Genomic DNA, 16,737 nt, shown 5'->3' on the forward strand with positions numbered 1-16,737 from the left:
CTCGACAATAATGGAGATGATTATGAGCTATACCCTGCCATCCCTGCCGTACGCTTACGATGCTCTGGAACCGCACTTCGACAAGCAGACGATGGAGATCCATCACACCAAACACCATCAGACCTACGTGAACAATGCCAACGCCGCGCTGGAAAGCCTGCCGGAGTTCGCTAACCTGTCCGCTGAAGAGCTGATCACCAAGCTGGATCAACTGCCGGCTGACAAAAAAACCGTACTGCGTAACAACGCCGGCGGCCACGCGAACCACAGCCTGTTCTGGAAAGGCCTGAAAACCGGTACCACCCTGCAGGGCGACCTGAAAGCGGCTATCGAGCGCGATTTCGGCTCTGTGGACAACTTCAAAGCGGAATTTGAAAAAGCCGCTGCTACCCGTTTCGGTTCCGGCTGGGCGTGGCTGGTCCTGAAAGGTGACAAACTGGCCGTTGTCTCCACCGCTAACCAGGATTCCCCGCTGATGGGCGAAGCCATTTCCGGCGCTTCCGGCTTCCCGATCCTGGGTCTGGACGTGTGGGAACACGCTTACTACCTGAAATTCCAGAACCGTCGCCCGGACTACATCAAAGCCTTCTGGGATGTGGTGAACTGGGACGAAGCTGCAGCGCGTTTTGCCGCCAAAAAATAAGGTTGCAATGTGCTAAGAGAGAAGCGAGTCTGATGGCTCGCTTTTTTTATATCGGTAGCAAGGAGAGCAGAGATGCATTATCCGGTGAATGTCTTTGTCGGCAAAATCAGGGACTACACGGGCAGTCGTCCCAGCGCGATCGGCAAAATCCAGGTTGACGGCGAGTTGCAGCTCGGCGATCTCGGTCTCGAAGGGGATGAGCAGGCGGAGAAGAAAATACACGGCGGGCCGGACCGCGCGCTGTGTCACTATCCGCGCGAACACTATGCCGACTGGATCCGTGAATTCCCCCAGCAGGCCGATCGGTTCTGCGCCCCGGCGTTCGGCGAAAACCTTTCCACCACCGGGCTCACCGAACAAAACGTCTACATTGGCGATATCTTTCACTGGGGCGAGGCGCTGATCCAGGTCACCCAGCCGCGCTCTCCGTGCTTCAAGCTCAACTTTCATTTTTCGATCAACGACATGGCTCAGCTGATGCAAAACAGCGGGAAGACCGGCTGGTTGTATCGGGTGATCGCCGGGGGGAAAGTCTCCAGCGATGCACCGCTCGAGCTGGTCTCTCGCCTGAGTGAGGTCAGCGTCCATGAGGCCGGGGCGATTGCCTGGCATATGCCGTTTGATGACGATCAGTACCACCGCTTATTGTCGGCCGCGGGCCTGTCGGTGAGCTGGAGCAGAACCATGCAGAAGCGCCGTTTAAGCGGCAAGATCGAAGATAATTCACGGAGATTATGGGGGAAATAATTCCCCCATATTGAGTATTTCCGGGGATGCTCCCGGCTTAGCGTAGCGCAAGCCGGGATAGCATCAGGTGCGCTTATACAGCGGCAGCCAGAGGGTTAAGCGCAGACCGCCCAGCGGGCTGTCGTCGGCCTTCACCCAGCCACGGTGCTGCTGAATAGCGGTTTCGACAATCGCCAGCCCCAGGCCGGTGCCGCCGGACTCGCGGTCGCGCGCCTCGTCGGTCCGGTAGAATGGCCGGAAAATCTGCTCGCGATCCTCCGGACTGACTCCCGGGCCGTCGTCATCGACGTTAACCGTAATCCCGTCTTTATCCACCGAGAAGCTGACGGAAATCTTCGTGTGCGAGTAGCGCAGGGCGTTGCGGACGATGTTCTCCAGCGCGCTTTCCAGCGCATTGGGGTTACCGTACAGCGGCCACGGGCCCGGAGGATACTCAACGGTGAAGGATTTACCCATCTGCTCGGCTTCAAACGCCGCGTTGTCCAGCACTTCGCTCCACAGCTGATTGGCTTTGACCGTCTCGCTCACCAGGGCGTTTTTCTCCTGATTGCGCGACATCACCAGCAGGTCGTTGATCATGCTGTCCAGCCGGTGCGCTTCAGTTTCGATGCGCTCCAGCTCCTTGCTCTCACCGCTGCGGCGGCGCAGCAGGGCGGTACCCAACTGCAGGCGCGTAAGCGGCGTGCGCAGCTCGTGCGAGATATCGGACAGTAGCCGTTGCTGGCTGGTCATCATCCGCTCCAGGGCCGTCACCATCTGGTTAAAGCTGGCGCCGGCGGCTAAAAACTCCTGCGGTCCAGCTTCCAGCTCTGGATGCTGCCGCAGGTTGCCCTGGGCGACCTCGTCGGCGGCATTTTTCAGCTTACGCGCTGGTTTCGCCAGGCTCCACGCCAGCCACAGCAGCAGCGGGGCGCTAACCAGCATTGTGACGATCAGCAGCAGCAGCGGCCGGTCAAACAGCAGGTTGATAAAGTCGGATTGTGAGGTGCTGGCGGGACGGATCAGATACAGCTGATAGTTATCCTCCCCATCCCTGACGGAGAACGGGCCCACCATTTCCAGGCGGCCATAGCGTTTTTTCTGCGGATGATCGGCGTTATCGGCCTGGCCGATAAAGTTGCGAATGATCTGCATCTCGTTGCGTTCTGCGCCGATCACGCGGCCTTCGCTGGTCACCAGCAGCAGGCGTTGCCCAGGAGGCGCCCATTTATCGATGGCGCGAAACAGACGACGCCACCACATCAGGTCGTTTGGCGGATCGTTGGCCAGCTCGGCCTCGACGTGCTGCTCGATCATGATGCCTTGACGCTGCTCGCTTTCCAGCAGCTCGGTCATCTGCCGGGAGTCCAGTTTGGGCAACATCAGCACCAGCATCAACACCAGCGCCAGCGTGAGCCAGAAGATGGCGAAGATGCGTGCAGTCAAACTTCCAATCATGAAGCGGAAACCATCAGATACCCGCGGCCACGCAGCGTTTTAAACCACGGATGGCCATCTTTGCGCTCCGGCAGCTTACGCCGCAGGTTGGAAATATGCATATCGATAGCGCGGTCGAACGGCGTCAGGCGCTTGCCTAACACTTCCTGGCTTAAATGTTCGCGCGACACCACCTGGCCGAGATGCTGCGCTAACAGATAGAGCAGGGTGAACTCGGTGCCGGTGAGCTCCAGCGTCTGGCCATCGAAATTGGCTTCCTGACGGCCCGGATTGAGGCTTAAGGCATCCACTTCCAGGGTCGGCGAACCGGCTTCGGTCGTCTGCTGCTGTTCGCTCCAGTGGGAACGGCGCAGAATCGCGCGTATACGCGCCACCAGTTCACGATCGTTGAACGGCTTAGGCAAATAGTCATCTGCGCCCAGCTCGAGGCCGAGAACGCGATCCAGCTCGCTCCCGCGCGCTGTTAGCATGATAACCGGTGTCTGGTGTGTCTGACGCAGCTCTTTCAGCGTATCGATACCGTTTTTCTTCGGCATCATTACGTCGAGCAGCAATAAATCAATGCTGTCGTCCAGAAGGGCCAGCGCCTGTTCCCCATCATGGGCCACCAGCACGTTAAAACCTTCCATATCGAGCAGCTCTTTTAACAGGGAGGTGAGCTCCCGGTCATCATCAACTAACAGGATTTTATTCATTGTTTAAATACCTCCGAGGCAGAAATTACGTCATCAAGGCCCGCTAATCCATGACTTTACGTTGTTTTACACCCCCTGACGCATGTTTGCAGCCTGAATCGTAGACTGTCTCTCGTTGAATCGCGACACAAACGTTTTGGGAGTATGTGATGCGCAATGTTATCGCTGCCGTCATGGCCTCAACGCTGGCGCTAAGTGCAATTAGCCAGGCCGCTGAAGTCGTTACCAGCGTTAACTGGCTCCCCGGAGACGAAGGGGGACAGCGCGGTAGCCAGAGCCATATGTTTGACGGCATAAGTTTAACCGAGCAGCAACGTCAGCAGTTACGGGATCTTATGCAACGGGCACGCCACGACAGGCTCCCCGTTAATGTTAGCGAAATGGAGACAATGCATCGCCTTGTCACCGCAGAAAATTTTGATGAAAACGCTGTGCGCGCTCAGGCAGAAAAGATGGCGCAGGAACAGGTTGCTCGCCAGGTCGAGATGGCGAAGGTCCGCAACCAGATGTACCACCTGCTTACGCCAGAGCAGCAAGCGGTTTTAAATGCTAAGCACCAGCAACGTATGGATCAGTTGCGTGAGGTTGCAAGGATGCAGAAAGGCTCAGCGATGATGCTTTCGAGTAGTAGCAACACCCTGCAACCCCAGTAACAAACCCTGTTTTCCTTGCCATAGACACCATCCCTGTCTTCCCCCCTCATGATGAGGGGGTTTTTTTTGCCCTTTTTTCGGCAAATCAACTTCTTCGCCTTTCCCGTGAGCGTCACAAGTTCAGGTTATACTAAGCGCAGTGCAGGAGAAGGAGCCTATATGAATCAATCTTATGGCCGGTTGGTCAGCCGCGCCGCTATCGCTGCGACAGCGATGGCCTCTGCGTTACTTTTGATCAAAATTTTTGCGTGGTGGTATACCGGTTCAGTCAGTATTCTGGCTGCGCTGGTGGATTCGCTGGTGGATATTGCCGCCTCGCTGACCAACCTGCTGGTGGTTCGCTATTCGCTGCAACCAGCTGATGAAGAACACACCTTTGGCCACGGCAAAGCGGAGTCGCTGGCGGCGCTGGCGCAAAGCATGTTTATCTCCGGCTCGGCGCTGTTCCTGTTTCTCACCGGTATTCAGCACCTGGTGCGTCCGGAGCCGCTGCAGGCCGCCGGCGTCGGGGTCGTTGTGACGCTGATCGCTCTCGTCAGCACGCTGGCGCTGGTGACTTTCCAGCGCTGGGTGGTGCGAAAAACCCAGAGCCAGGCGGTGCGGGCGGATATGCTTCATTATCAGTCTGATGTTATGATGAACGGCGCCATTCTGGTGGCGCTGGGCCTATCCTGGTACGGCTGGCATCGCGCCGATGCGTTGTTTGCCTTAGGAATTGGCATCTATATTTTATATAGCGCGCTGCGGATGGGCTATGAGGCGGTTCAGTCGTTACTCGACCGCGCTTTGCCTGACGAGGAGCGTCAGGACATTATCACCATCGTGACCGCATGGCCCGGCATCCGCGGGGCGCACGATCTACGAACGCGGCAGTCAGGGCCGACCCGCTTTATTCAGATTCATTTGGAAATGGAAGATAACCTCCCGCTGGTGCAAGCCCACGTGATTGCAGACCAGGTGGAGCAGGCGATTCTGCGCCGTTTCCCGGGATCCGATGTCATTATCCATCAGGATCCCAGTTCTGTGGTGCCAGCGGCGCAGCAGGGCTTTTTTGAGCGTTAGGTTATAGTCTGTAAATTCGATGTAAAAATGTGGGTCAGCTCGGCATTTTTTGTATAAATTACCGCCGTTTGGTCTGACCTGAATCAATTCAGCTTGAGGCGTTTGATATACTATTGTCATTAGCGTCGTGCACTCCTGGTGAGGGAGCGCTTCAGGCAACAGAATTATTTTTTGCTTCCTAAGTTCAGAGGTAGTCATGATTAAGAAAATCGGTGTGTTGACAAGTGGCGGTGATGCGCCGGGCATGAACGCAGCAATTCGTGGCGTTGTGCGCGCGGCATTAACGGAAGGTCTGGAAGTTTTTGGAATCTATGACGGTTACCTCGGCTTGTACGAAGACCGTATGGTTCAGCTCGACCGTTACAGCGTTTCCGACATGATCAACCGCGGCGGCACCTTCCTGGGCTCCGCTCGCTTCCCGGAATTCCGCGAAGAACACATCCGCGCTGTGGCTATCGAAAACATGAAGAAGCGTGGCCTGGACGCGCTGGTGGTTATCGGTGGTGACGGGTCCTACATGGGTGCGATGCGCCTGACCGAGATGGGCTTCCCGTGCATCGGCCTGCCGGGCACCATCGACAACGATATCAAAGGCACTGACTACACCATCGGCTTCTTCACCGCTCTGAGCACCGTGGTGGAAGCGATTGACCGTCTGCGCGACACCTCCTCTTCGCACCAGCGTATCTCCGTGGTGGAAGTGATGGGCCGTTACTGCGGCGACCTGACTCTGGCGGCGGCGATTGCTGGCGGCTGTGAGTTCATCATGGTGCCGGAAGTGGAATATACCCGCGACGATCTGGTGGCCGAAATCAAAGCCGGCATCGCGAAAGGGAAAAAACACGCTATCGTGGCGATCACCGAGCACATGTGCGACGTTGACGAGCTGGCCAGCTACATCGAGAAAGAGACCGGCCGTGAAACCCGCGCCACCGTCCTCGGCCACATTCAGCGCGGCGGTTCCCCGGTTCCTTACGACCGTATCCTGGCTTCCCGCATGGGCGCCTATGCGATTGAGCTGCTGCTGCAGGGCCATGGCGGCCGTTGCGTCGGCATCCAGAACGAGAAACTGGTGCACCACGACATCATCGATGCCATCGAGAACATGAAGCGTCCGTTCAAGAACGACTGGCTGGATTGCGCGAAGAAACTGTACTAAGTTACGCGCCGGATAAACAAAAGGCCTTCTCATGGAGAAGGCCTTTTTTATGGCGCAAGGTTTATTCGATATCCAGCGGGTCTTCCGACAGGATCATCCCGGTGTTATCGGCATACAGATGGTCGCCGCTGAAGAAGGTCACGCCGCCGAAATTGACGCGCACGTCGCTTTCGCCGATGCCTTCGCCAGCTGCGCCGACCGGAATGGCCGCCAGCGCCTGGATGCCGATATCCAGTTCCTCAAGGTCGTCAACCTGGCGCACCGCGCCATAGACCACCAACCCTTCCCATTCATTCTGTACGGCCAGACGCGCCAGGTCAGCGTCAATTAACGCGCGTCGTACTGAGCCGCCGCCGTCGATCAGGAGAATATGACCACGGCCATTCTGCTCGAGCAGATCGTAGAGCAACCCGTTATCCTCGAAACATTTTACCGTAATGATCTGTCCACCAAACGACGACCGTCCTCCAAAGTTAGAGAACAGCGGTTCCACGACGTTGACATCTTCCTGGTAGATGTCACAAAGCTCGGAAGTATCGTATTTCATAGGCTTAACGTTCAGTTGCTGCGAGAGTTTTTAGTATATCCCGCGAATCGCATTGTTGGCAAAATCATCAATTGTTAATTGATATTTGTCAGTTAAGCCGCCAGCTTACTGGCAATAATCCCGATAACAAACAGCAGGTTGGTCAGTAAAGCCCCTTTGACCGTCTTTTCGAGCATCGGCCGCATCGCCAGCGGATCGGATTCGCGCAGGACGTAACGCGCCTGTTTGACCAGCAGCGGCGTGGCGAGAATAAACAGCCAGCCCCAGGCTGAATGCAGCGCCAGCAGGTTAAACAGCGCCAGACACAGCAGGGCGCCGAGCAGCAGGCAGGCATGATAGCGGCGGGCATTCACCGGCCCCAGGCGCACGGCGAGGGTGTTCTTTCCGTTCTGCCGGTCGCTGTCGATATCACGCAGGTTATTGATGTTCAGCACGGCGGTCGCCAGCAGACCGCAGGCCGTTGCCGGCAGAAAGATGGCCGCTTCCACATTATGCGCTTGCAGATACCAGCTGCCGAGGACGCTCAGCCAGCCGAAGAAAACGAGTACCGAAATATCACCAAGGCCGATATAACCATACGGGCGGGTGCCCACCGTGTAGGTGATGGCGGCCACGATCGACAAGCCACCCAGCGCGAGGAAGCCGATGAAATCGCCGACGCTCTGCCAGGCGACGCACAGCAGCGCCAGACCAAACAGACAGATCAGCGCGACGGTGACAATCAGGGCGCGCTTCATCTGCTGGGGGGTAATCACCCCTTTCTGCATCCCGCGCAGCGGCCCGATGCGGTCCGGTTTATCGCTCCCCTTGACCGCGTCGCCGTAGTCATTGGCGAGGTTGGAAAGAATTTGCAGCAAGCCGGCGGTGATCAGCGCCAGCAGGGCGACCCAGGGATCAAAATGCCCCTGCTCCCAGGCAAGGACGGTGCCAACAATAATCGCGGCAAATGCCAGCGGTAACGTTTTAGGACGCAGGCTTTCCAGCCACGCCTGAGAACGGCTGATATCAGTCATAGTTATTCTAGCCAATAAAAATGGGGGCGATAGCCCCCATCAACAGTGATGAAAATGCATTGCACCGGATTATAGGATAAAACGGCTCAGATCTTCATCTGCCACCAGAACATCCAGGTGCTTACTCACATATTCGGCATCGATAGTGACGGTCTGGCCGTTCATCTCGCTGGCATCATAGGAGATATCTTCCACCAGGCGCTCCAGCACGGTGTGCAGACGGCGCGCGCCGATGTTCTCGGTGGTTTCGTTTACCTGCCATGCGGCCTGAGCGATACGCTTGATACCGTCTTCGGTGAATTCGATATTCACCCCTTCGGTCGCCATCAGCGCCTTGTACTGCACGGTGATGGAGGCGTTCGGTTCGGTCAGGATGCGCTCGAAGTCGTGGGTGGTCAGCGCCTTCAGCTCAACGCGGATCGGCAGACGCCCCTGCAGTTCCGGGATCAGATCGGACGGGCTGGCCACCTGGAACGCGCCGGAGGCGATGAACAGGATGTGGTCGGTCTTGACCATCCCGTGCTTAGTGGAGACGGTGCAGCCTTCCACCAGCGGCAGCAGGTCGCGCTGTACGCCTTCACGGGAGACGTCCGGGCCGGAGGTGTTGCCGCCGCGCTTACAGATTTTGTCGATTTCGTCGATAAAGACGATACCGTGCTGCTCTACAGCGTCGATGGCCTCCTGCTTCAGCTCTTCCGGATTGACCAGTTTGGCCGCTTCTTCTTCAATCAGCAGCTTCATCGCGTCTTTGATTTTCAGCTTACGCGGTTTCTGCTTCTGGCCGCCGAGGTTCTGGAACATGGACTGCAGCTGGCTGGTCATCTCTTCCATGCCCGGAGGGGACATGATTTCAACGCCCATCGGCGCCGCGGCGAGATCGATTTCAATCTCTTTATCGTCCAGCTGGCCTTCACGCAGTTTCTTACGGAACGCCTGGCGCGCCGCAGACGGTTCCTGCGACGGCTCAGTCTGGCCCCAGTTGTTCTTCGCCGGTGGGATCAGCACGTCAAGTACGCGCTCTTCAGCCAGCTCTTCCGCGCGGTAACGGTTCTTTTCGATGGACTGCATACGCACCATTTTGATCGCCGCATCGGTCAGATCGCGGATGATAGAATCCACTTCTTTACCGACATAGCCCACTTCGGTGAACTTCGTCGCTTCAACTTTAATAAACGGCGCGTTGGCCAGTTTCGCCAGACGACGAGCGATTTCGGTTTTACCGACGCCGGTTGGGCCGATCATCAGAATGTTTTTCGGCGTGACTTCATGACGCAGCTCTTCGTTAAGCTGCATCCGGCGCCAGCGGTTACGCAGGGCGATAGCAACAGAACGCTTGGCGGCGTCCTGGCCGATAATGTGTTTGTCCAGTTCGCTGACAATTTCGCGTGGGGTCATTTCAGACATGGGAGATCCTTACGCTTTAGAAGGTAATTCTTCGATGGTGTGGAAATGGTTGGTATAGATGCAGATATCACCTGCAATATCCAACGCTTTCTCGGCGATATCGCGCGCGCCCATATCGGTGTTTTCCAGCAGCGCGCGGGCCGCGGCCTGGGCGTAAGGACCGCCGGAGCCGATAGCAATCAAATCGTTTTCCGGCTGTACCACGTCACCGTTACCGGTGATGATAAGCGACGCGTTTTCGTCCGCGACGGCCAGCAGCGCTTCCAGCTTGCGCAACATCCGATCGGTTCGCCAGTCTTTAGCCAGCTCAACGGCGGCCTTCACCAGATGGCCCTGGTGCATTTCCAGTTTACGTTCAAACAGTTCGAACAGCGTGAAGGCGTCGGCGGTGCCACCAGCGAAACCGGCAATCACTTTGTCGTTGTACAGACGACGCACTTTTTTCACGTTGCCCTTCATTACGGTGTTGCCCAGCGTGGCCTGGCCATCACCGGCAATAACAACATGGCCGTTACGGCGAACACTTACAATTGTAGTCACGAGCAGACCCCTTGGTTGCAAAAGCGGAACAGGGGCCCCGCGCTGTCCGCGGGGCCGAATGCAATTATAGATGGGGGGGTTTTTGAGGGTTTCAACCCCTGGCGGCGAGACGAATGCAGTTCGCGTGTCCAGCCATCTTCAGGCGGGTGATCATCTCGTTGGCGCTTTCTTTGCCTTTCAGCGGGCCAATGACCACGCGGTTCCAGCCGTTGTTGGTGGTGATGTGCGAAGCAAACCCTTCGAAAGCCAGCTGAGCGCGGACGGTTTCGGCCTGCTCGGCGCCTTTAAAGGAGCCGCACTGGATCATCCAGCTACGATCGTCTTTCTTCTCGGCGGTGGTTTTCGGCGCTTCTTCCACCCGAGTTACCGGCGCCGCGGCCTGGGTACGCGGCTGCGTGGTATTGGTATGCGCTGGCGTCTGCAGCAGATCCTGGTACGGCTGCTGGTTTGACGCGGTCTGCTTCGGCTGTTGCTGCTGGACCGGCTTCGGCTGCTGAACGCGCGGCGGCTGCTGCACGGTCTGCGGCTGAGTTTGCGCCCACTGTTGCTGTTGCGCCTGCTGCTGTTGCTGCGCTAAACGCTGGCGCTGTAGCGTCTGCTGGCGCTGGGCCGGCGTTTGTTCGTTCCACGGCACTTCGGTCAGCTGAGTCGGCTGTTGACGCATATCGGCCTGCATCTGGGCCAGCAGCTGGCGCTGTTCGTCAGTCAGCTGCTCCGGTTTCATCACTTCGCCGCCGGCGGTCGGTTCGGTCGGCGCGCGAACGCCCGGCTGTCGGCTTTCCAGCTCTTTAATATAGCGCCAACGCTCTTCCGGTTTTGGCGGCAAGCCGTTGCCGGCGGCCTGGCGATTTTGCATCGCTTCCGCTTCTTCTTTCTTATGGTGCGTAATGAAATAGAGTCCACCGATAAAGGCCACCAGCACAGCCGCCGCGATCGCCACCATAGCCGGTGAAATTGCCGGAAGGCTGCTTTGCTTATTCCTTGAGCTTCGGGTAGTGCTCTTTTTGCGCCGCGAAGAAGCCGGTTGGCTGCGGCGTACATAATCTCGTTGTGCCACTATCGTTTCGCTGTCTTATATTCGTTCGTCAGCCCGCCATGTTACTTAAGCGGCGGGCCTTTGACCAGAAGAGCAGGCCCGAAAGCCTGATGGTTATCGTCTGATTTTTTGCGTACTGCCGCGAACTATCAGTTCGCAATCGAGCAGGCGCGAGCCGCTGTTCACGTTATGACCCTGCATTTGCTCAAGTAATAGCAGCATTCCTTCACGGCCGATATCAAAACGCGGCTGTGACACGGTGGTCAATGGCGGATCGCAAAATTCAGACAACGCGATGTTATCGAAGCCGACAATCGACAGGTCGTCCGGCACTTTCAGACCGCGGCGTTTCGCCAGCGATAAGGCGCCCAGCGCCATCACATCGCTATGGCAAAAGACCGCCGTGGGCGGTACCGGCTGCGACAGCAGCTGCTCCAGCGCATTGGCGCCAGCTTCGAAGGTAAAGTTGCCGCGAGCGATATAGTGCGGATCAACGGTGATACCGCTGCGGCGCAGCGCCTGCACGTAACCTTGCAGGCGATAATGGCACAGCGGCATATCTTCCGGGCCGGCGATGCAGCCGATACGCTGGTGTCCCAGCTCGTGAAGGTAGTTTACCGCGTTAAAGGCCGCCGTCAGGTTATCGATGTGGACGGTGGGCAGCTCCAGCTCCGGCGCGAACTCGTTCGACATGACCATCGGTGGCAAATTGCGCTGCTCTTCCACGCTGGCGTCAAACGGCAGGCGCGAGCTGAGCAGCACCATGCCGTCAATCTGCTTGGTGATGATAAGGTCGATAAAGGTTTTTTCTTTCTGATTCTGGTGGGCGCAATCGCCGATTAACACCAGATATCCATGCTCGGCGGCAGTGACTTCAATACCGCGGATCACTTCGCTAAAAAAGGGATCGCAGATATCCGGGACGATCACGAGGATCGTCCGCGATTCGTTGCGCTTCATATTGCGTCCGAGCGACTGCGGTAAATAGCCGACTTCCAGCGCCGCCTGCTCGACCCGGTTACGGGTGGCTTGCGACACCTTATCAGGGTTCATCAACGCTCGGGACACGGTTGCCGTGGAAACGTTTGCCTTTAAGGCGACGTCTTTCATGGTGGCGGCAACCACTTGTTTTTTGGGCTTCACCTGGTTTCTCCTCGCTGAATGGCGCTGGCATTTCCCTTGCGCGCTAACTGCTGCATCTTTTTTATCAGATAGTCGCGGCAGTGAGTTACAGAATTTTCATGAAAAACGTGATGCTTGTTGAATTTTTCGATCCGGCTCGCAAGAGAAGGCTTACCCTTCAATAGGATCGACATCCAGCACCCACTTCACTTTTTTCGCCTCCGGCAGCGTATTGATCAGCGCCAGCGTACCGCTGACGATATGCTGCAGGCGCACCCGCGAAGGATGCTGCAGCAATATCTGCCACCGCCAGCGGCCGCCGCGCTTCGGCGCCAGCGCCGGAACCGGACCGAGCACCCATAGCTTGTCGTCGGCCAGCGGACTGGCCTGCAGCAGATTGCGCAGCTGTTGTAAAAACAGCGGCGCCTGCTGGTTGTTATGGTCTTCCGCACGAATCAGCACATGGCTGGTCCACGGCGGTAGCTGCATTGTCTGCCGCTCTGCCAGCGCCTGTTCGGCGAAAGCGTCGTAGCCTTTATACAGCAGGGTCTGCAGCAGAGGGTGTTCCGGATGGTGGGTTTGCAGGATCACTTCGCCCTGTTTTCCTGCCCGCCCCGCTCGCCCCGAGATCTGGGTATAGAGCTGAGCGAAACGCTCGGCGGAGCGGAAATCCGCGGAAAACAGCGCCCCGTCGACGTCCAGCAGGGAGACGAGGGTGACGTCCGGGAAGTGGTGGCCTTTGGCCAGCATCTGGGTGCCAATTAAAATACGCGCCCCACCGCGATGGACGGCGGCGAGATGCTCTTCCAGCGCCCCTTTGCGGCTGGTGGTATCGCGGTCGATACGCGAGATAGGCACGTCAGGAAACAGCGGCGCCAGGGCCTGCTCCAGCTGTTCGGTGCCGATACCCACCGGCACCAGGTGCGTGGAGCCGCAGGAGGGGCACTGGCGCGGGATAGGGCGCTGACTGTCGCAATGGTGGCAGCGCAGATGGTGCTGCGCCTGGTGCAACGTATAGTAGCTGTCGCAGCGCGGACATTCCGCTATCCAGCCGCAGTCGTGGCACAGCAGCGCTGGCGCAAAGCCGCGGCGGTTAAGAAACAGGATCACCTGGTTATCCGCCTGCAGATGCTGACGCATACGGCCAATCAGCGCGGGAGACAGACCCGCCTGCAGCGGTTGCCCTTTGAGATCGAGCACGTGCTGCTGGGCAGGGCGCGCATTGCCCGCGCGTTTGCTTAAGGTTAACTGGCGGTATTTGCCCTGGCGGACGTTATGCAGGGTCTCCAGCGCCGGCGTCGCCGAGCCGAGAATTATCGGGATCTGTTCGCTGTGGGCGCGCCATACCGCCAGGTCGCGGGCATGGTAGCGCCAGCCCTCCTGCTGCTTGTAGGAGCTGTCATGCTCTTCGTCGATGACGATGACGCCGAGGTCTTTAAACGGGGTAAACAGCGAGGAGCGGGTGCCGATCACAATGGCCGCTTCGCCGTTTTTCGCCTTCAGCCAGGCCGAGAGACGTTCGCTGTCATTGAGCCCGGAGTGCAGGACTTCCACCGGCGCGTTAAAGCGTTGGCGAAAACGGGCGATGGTTTGCGGCGTCAGGCCGATCTCTGGCACCATCACCAGCGCCTGGCGCCCCTGCGCCAGCACATTCTCCAGCACGCTCAAATACACTTCCGTTTTCCCGGAGCCGGTAATACCCGCCAGCAGCCAGGCGGAGAAGCGATCGGCGGCGCTGTGGATCGCGCCGACGGCGGTGGCCTGCTCGGTATTAAGACGCAGGCGTTCGCCAGCCACCGAATACGCGCTGCGCCAGTCGGTGAGGGCGGGCGCTTCGCAGGCCAGCTCCGCCAGCCCTTTGCCGCGCAGCGCCTGCAGCGCCGCTTCATTAAATTCCAGTTCCCCGACCTGATGACGCCAGATTTTGCCCTGGCGCAGCGCCGCCAGCGCCTGCTGCTGCTTCGGCGAGCGCTTCAGACCGTTAAGGTCGACGGCCTGCCCCTGCTCGGTGGCGAACCAGTACCACAGCGGCGTAGCGCTGGCGGGTTTGCCCTGGCGCAGCAGAATGGGCAACGCATGGAACAGCACATCGCCGATCGGGTGATGGTAGTACTCAGCCGCCCACATCAGCAACCGCCAGACGGTACCGGAGAAGACCGGTTCGTCGTCCAGCGCTTCCGCGACCGGTTTTAGCTCGTCCAGCGGCAGCTCGCTGCGTTCGCTGACCGCCGCGACAATGCCGATCCGCTCCTGTTTGCCGAACGGCACCCGCACCCGACAGCCCGCTTTGACCGCCATGCCGTCAGGCAGCAGATAGTCAAAGGTGCGCGGTAGCGGAACGGGTAGGGCAACGTGGGCGACGGACATGTCATCTTCCTGACTTGAAATCTGGCGGGATAGTATACACATTACGATAAGGCGGCGCGGATCAGTTTGCATATGCTGGTCAAATTCTGTATGATTCGCCGCCTTTGATGCGCTTTATATCGCATTGAAGATTGACCATTACCGTGTGCTTCACGCTGTCAGCAGCGTAGAGGGCAACGGGAAATTACTAATATCGCGTGGTGTCTGGCGTTAGGGCTGGAAGAGCGACGCGGCCTTAACTGAGGTTCTCCCATGAAAAAAGGTATTCACCCAAATTACGACGAAATTACTGCTACCTGTTCTTGCGGTAATGTCATGAAAATCCGCTCCACTGTAGGTCATGACCTGAACCTCGACGTGTGCGGCAAATGCCACCCGTTCTTCACCGGCAAACAGCGTGATGTTGCTACCGGTGGCCGTGTTGACCGCTTCAACAAGCGCTTCAGCATCCCGGGCAGCAAGTAAGTTGCCAGAAGAAGCCGCCTCAGGGCGGCTTTTTTGTGTCTCTCGCCTGCCTGGGCGAGAAAGAAAAAGGGCGGAAGAGTGCTTCCGCCCTTTTTATTGTCTCAGTATTCCCACGTATCCGGGTCGATACCCAGTTCACGCATAATCGCTTTCGCCGCTTCCGGGATCTCATCGCTGCGCTCTTTACGCAGGTCTTCATCGTTAGGCAACGGTTGTCCAGTAAAGGCATGCAGGAACGCTTCGCACAGCAGCTCGCTGTTGGTCGCGTGACGCAGGTTATTCACCTGACGACGCGTACGTTCATCGGTGAGGATTTTTAACACCTTCAGAGGAATGGAAACCGTAATTTTCTTTACTTGCTCACTCTTCTTACCGTGCTCAGCGTATGGGCTGATATATTCGCCGCTCCATTCAGCCATGAGATACCTTAATCCTCTGTTTATTAGTGAAGGGCCAGAATATTCCGCCCGGGCTATAATTGCGCGTAGTTTACCGTAAGCGCAGGCTTTCTGACATGAGATAAGCCGCCGCCGACGTGCGCTAATGCATATAATTTTAACGGCTATTTGCACTTTGCTCAATCTATACGCAAAGAAGTTTAGATGTCCAGATGTATTGACGTCTATTGTGACAATGATTACTCTGGAGCCTGACTTTTCACCGATTCAGCCCAGGAACTTCCCAACATGACGCGTAAACAGGCCACCATCGCAGTGCGTAGCGGTTTAAATGACGACGAGCAGTACGGTTGCGTTGTCCCGCCGATCCACCTCTCCAGTACCTATAACTTCACCGACTTTAATGAACCTCGCGCTCACGACTACTCCCGCCGCGGCAACCCGACGCGTGATGTGGTGCAGCGTGCCTTAGCGGAGCTGGAGGGCGGCGCTGGCGCGGTGCTGACCAATACCGGTATGTCGGCGATCCTGCTGGTGACGACGGTGTTCCTTAAGCCTGGCGATCTGCTGGTGGCGCCGCATGACTGCTACGGCGGCAGCTACCGTCTGTTCGATAGCCTGGCGAAGCGCGGCTGCTATCGCGTTCAGTTCGTCGATCAAAACGATGAGCAGGCGCTGCGGGCGGCGTTGGCGGAAAAACCGAAGCTGGTGCTGGTCGAAAGCCCAAGTAATCCATTGCTGCGGGTAGTGGATATTGCGAAAATCTGTGGTCTGGCGCGCGAAGCCGGGGCGATCAGCGTGGTCGATAACACCTTCCTGAGTCCGGCGCTGCAAAACCCGCTGGCGCTGGGCGCCGATCTGGTGTTGCACTCCTGTACTAAATACCTTAATGGTCACTCTGATGTGGTGGCCGGGGTGGTGATTGCCAACGATCCGGCGACTGTCACCGAACTGGCATGGTGGGCGAATAATATTGGCGTCACCGGCAGCGCCTTCGACAGCTATCTGCTGTTGCGCGGGTTGCGGACGCTTTCTCCACGCATGGAAGTGGCGCAGCGTAATGCCCTGGCGATTGTCGAGTATCTGAAAACCCAGCCACTGGTGAAAAAGCTGTATCATCCGTCGCTGCCGGAAAACCAGGGGCATGAAATTGCGGCGCGTCAGCAAAAAGGTTTTGGCGCAATGTTAAGCTTCGAGCTGGACGGTGACGAGCAGACGCTGCGCCGTTTCCTGAGCGGGCTGTCGCTGTTTACACTGGCGGAATCGCTGGGGGGCGTTGAAAGCCTGATTTCCCATGCGGCAACGATGACGCATGCCGGCATGGCGCCTGAAGCGCGTGCCGCCGCCGGAATTTCAGAAACGCTCCTGCGCATTTCGACCGGTATTGAAGATGGTGAAGATTTAATTGCCGACCTGGAAAATGGCTTCCGGGCAGCAAACGAGGAATAA

General features: G+C 57.7%; 17 protein-coding genes. 7 read left to right on the forward strand and 10 right to left on the reverse strand.

Annotated elements, in window-relative coordinates:
- Positions 1 to 22: 22 nt before the first annotated feature.
- Both sodA and yiiM read left to right on the forward strand, forming a co-directional pair.
- Positions 23 to 643: a superoxide dismutase [Mn] gene (gene sodA, locus ABLU50_RS17100; RefSeq protein WP_004203668.1), complete on the forward strand. Its 621-nt coding sequence runs from the start codon at positions 23 to 25 to the stop codon at positions 641 to 643.
- A 72-nt stretch (positions 644 to 715) separates the two neighbouring features.
- Positions 716 to 1,390, forward strand: coding sequence for a 6-hydroxyaminopurine reductase (gene yiiM, locus ABLU50_RS17105; RefSeq protein ID WP_087832515.1), 675 nt, complete (start codon positions 716 to 718; stop codon positions 1,388 to 1,390).
- A gap of 63 nt (positions 1,391 to 1,453) precedes the next feature.
- Here yiiM and cpxA read toward each other — a convergent pair whose 3' ends face one another.
- Together cpxA and cpxR are read right to left on the reverse strand one after the other, a co-directional pair.
- Complete coding sequence (cpxA, locus tag ABLU50_RS17110) at positions 1,454 to 2,827, reverse strand: envelope stress sensor histidine kinase CpxA (RefSeq protein ID WP_087832514.1); 1,374 nt, start codon at positions 2,825 to 2,827, stop codon at positions 1,454 to 1,456.
- Positions 2,824 to 3,522 carry an envelope stress response regulator transcription factor CpxR gene (gene cpxR, locus ABLU50_RS17115; RefSeq protein WP_004203671.1) on the reverse strand — a complete coding sequence of 233 codons (699 nt, stop codon included), beginning with the start codon at positions 3,520 to 3,522 and terminating at the stop codon, positions 2,824 to 2,826. The genes cpxA and cpxR overlap by 4 nt, the downstream gene beginning before the upstream one ends.
- 149 nt (positions 3,523 to 3,671) lie before the next feature.
- Between cpxR and cpxP the strand changes: the two genes are divergently transcribed.
- The 3 genes from cpxP (at position 3,672) to pfkA (ending at position 6,396) form a co-directional block, all read left to right on the forward strand.
- Positions 3,672 to 4,175 carry a cell-envelope stress modulator CpxP gene (gene cpxP, locus ABLU50_RS17120; RefSeq protein WP_004203672.1) on the forward strand — a complete coding sequence of 168 codons (504 nt, stop codon included), beginning with the start codon at positions 3,672 to 3,674 and terminating at the stop codon, positions 4,173 to 4,175.
- 159 nt (positions 4,176 to 4,334) lie between these two features.
- Positions 4,335 to 5,237 carry a CDF family cation-efflux transporter FieF gene (gene fieF / locus ABLU50_RS17125; RefSeq protein ID WP_002882907.1) on the forward strand — a complete coding sequence of 301 codons (903 nt, stop codon included), beginning with the start codon at positions 4,335 to 4,337 and terminating at the stop codon, positions 5,235 to 5,237.
- A gap of 196 nt (positions 5,238 to 5,433) precedes the next feature.
- A complete protein-coding gene (gene pfkA / locus ABLU50_RS17130; protein ID WP_002882911.1) occupies positions 5,434 to 6,396 on the forward strand; it encodes a 6-phosphofructokinase in 963 nt (320 codons plus the stop codon).
- Positions 6,397 to 6,457: 61 nt separating this feature from the next.
- Here the strand turns inward: pfkA and rraA are convergent, their stop codons facing one another.
- The 7 genes from rraA to priA all read right to left on the reverse strand — a co-directional run bounded on the left by rraA (position 6,458) and on the right by priA (position 14,425).
- Positions 6,458 to 6,943 carry a ribonuclease E activity regulator RraA gene (gene rraA, locus ABLU50_RS17135; RefSeq protein ID WP_002882913.1) on the reverse strand — a complete coding sequence of 162 codons (486 nt, stop codon included), beginning with the start codon at positions 6,941 to 6,943 and terminating at the stop codon, positions 6,458 to 6,460.
- A 92-nt stretch (positions 6,944 to 7,035) separates the two neighbouring features.
- Positions 7,036 to 7,956 (reverse strand): 1,4-dihydroxy-2-naphthoate polyprenyltransferase, encoded by a 921-nt coding sequence (gene menA / locus ABLU50_RS17140; protein ID WP_004203673.1) that lies wholly within the window; start codon positions 7,954 to 7,956, stop codon positions 7,036 to 7,038.
- 69 nt (positions 7,957 to 8,025) lie between these two features.
- The gene (hslU, locus tag ABLU50_RS17145; RefSeq protein ID WP_004203674.1) at positions 8,026 to 9,360 is read right to left on the reverse strand and encodes an HslU--HslV peptidase ATPase subunit; all 1,335 of its coding nucleotides are present in this window, start codon (positions 9,358 to 9,360) and stop codon (positions 8,026 to 8,028) included.
- Between the two features lie 9 nt (positions 9,361 to 9,369).
- Positions 9,370 to 9,900 carry an ATP-dependent protease subunit HslV gene (gene hslV / locus ABLU50_RS17150; protein WP_002882918.1) on the reverse strand — a complete coding sequence of 177 codons (531 nt, stop codon included), beginning with the start codon at positions 9,898 to 9,900 and terminating at the stop codon, positions 9,370 to 9,372.
- 91 nt (positions 9,901 to 9,991) lie between these two features.
- On the reverse strand, positions 9,992 to 10,957 hold the full coding sequence (gene ftsN, locus ABLU50_RS17155) for a cell division protein FtsN (RefSeq protein WP_004203675.1): 966 nt from the start codon (positions 10,955 to 10,957) through the stop codon (positions 9,992 to 9,994).
- A 93-nt stretch (positions 10,958 to 11,050) separates the two neighbouring features.
- Complete coding sequence (gene cytR / locus ABLU50_RS17160) at positions 11,051 to 12,079, reverse strand: DNA-binding transcriptional regulator CytR (RefSeq protein WP_004203676.1); 1,029 nt, start codon at positions 12,077 to 12,079, stop codon at positions 11,051 to 11,053.
- A 150-nt stretch (positions 12,080 to 12,229) separates the two neighbouring features.
- Complete coding sequence (gene priA / locus ABLU50_RS17165; protein WP_087832513.1) at positions 12,230 to 14,425, reverse strand: primosomal protein N'; 2,196 nt, start codon at positions 14,423 to 14,425, stop codon at positions 12,230 to 12,232.
- A 252-nt stretch (positions 14,426 to 14,677) separates the two neighbouring features.
- On the opposite strand from priA, the gene rpmE reads away from it, so the two are divergent.
- Positions 14,678 to 14,890, forward strand: a complete 213-nt coding sequence (rpmE, locus tag ABLU50_RS17170) for a 50S ribosomal protein L31 (RefSeq protein ID WP_002882922.1) — start codon at positions 14,678 to 14,680, stop codon at positions 14,888 to 14,890.
- Between the two features lie 101 nt (positions 14,891 to 14,991).
- Here the strand turns inward: rpmE and metJ are convergent, their stop codons facing one another.
- Positions 14,992 to 15,309, reverse strand: coding sequence for a met regulon transcriptional regulator MetJ (gene metJ, locus ABLU50_RS17175; RefSeq protein ID WP_002882924.1), 318 nt, complete (start codon positions 15,307 to 15,309; stop codon positions 14,992 to 14,994).
- Between the two features lie 267 nt (positions 15,310 to 15,576).
- Between metJ and metB the strand changes: the two genes are divergently transcribed.
- Complete coding sequence (metB, locus tag ABLU50_RS17180) at positions 15,577 to 16,737, forward strand: cystathionine gamma-synthase (RefSeq protein ID WP_004203678.1); 1,161 nt, start codon at positions 15,577 to 15,579, stop codon at positions 16,735 to 16,737.

Origin of the sequence: Klebsiella sp. GG_Kp173, from assembly GCF_040062415.1 — a bacterium.
Taxonomy (GTDB): Bacteria; Pseudomonadota; Gammaproteobacteria; order Enterobacterales; family Enterobacteriaceae; genus Klebsiella; species Klebsiella quasipneumoniae.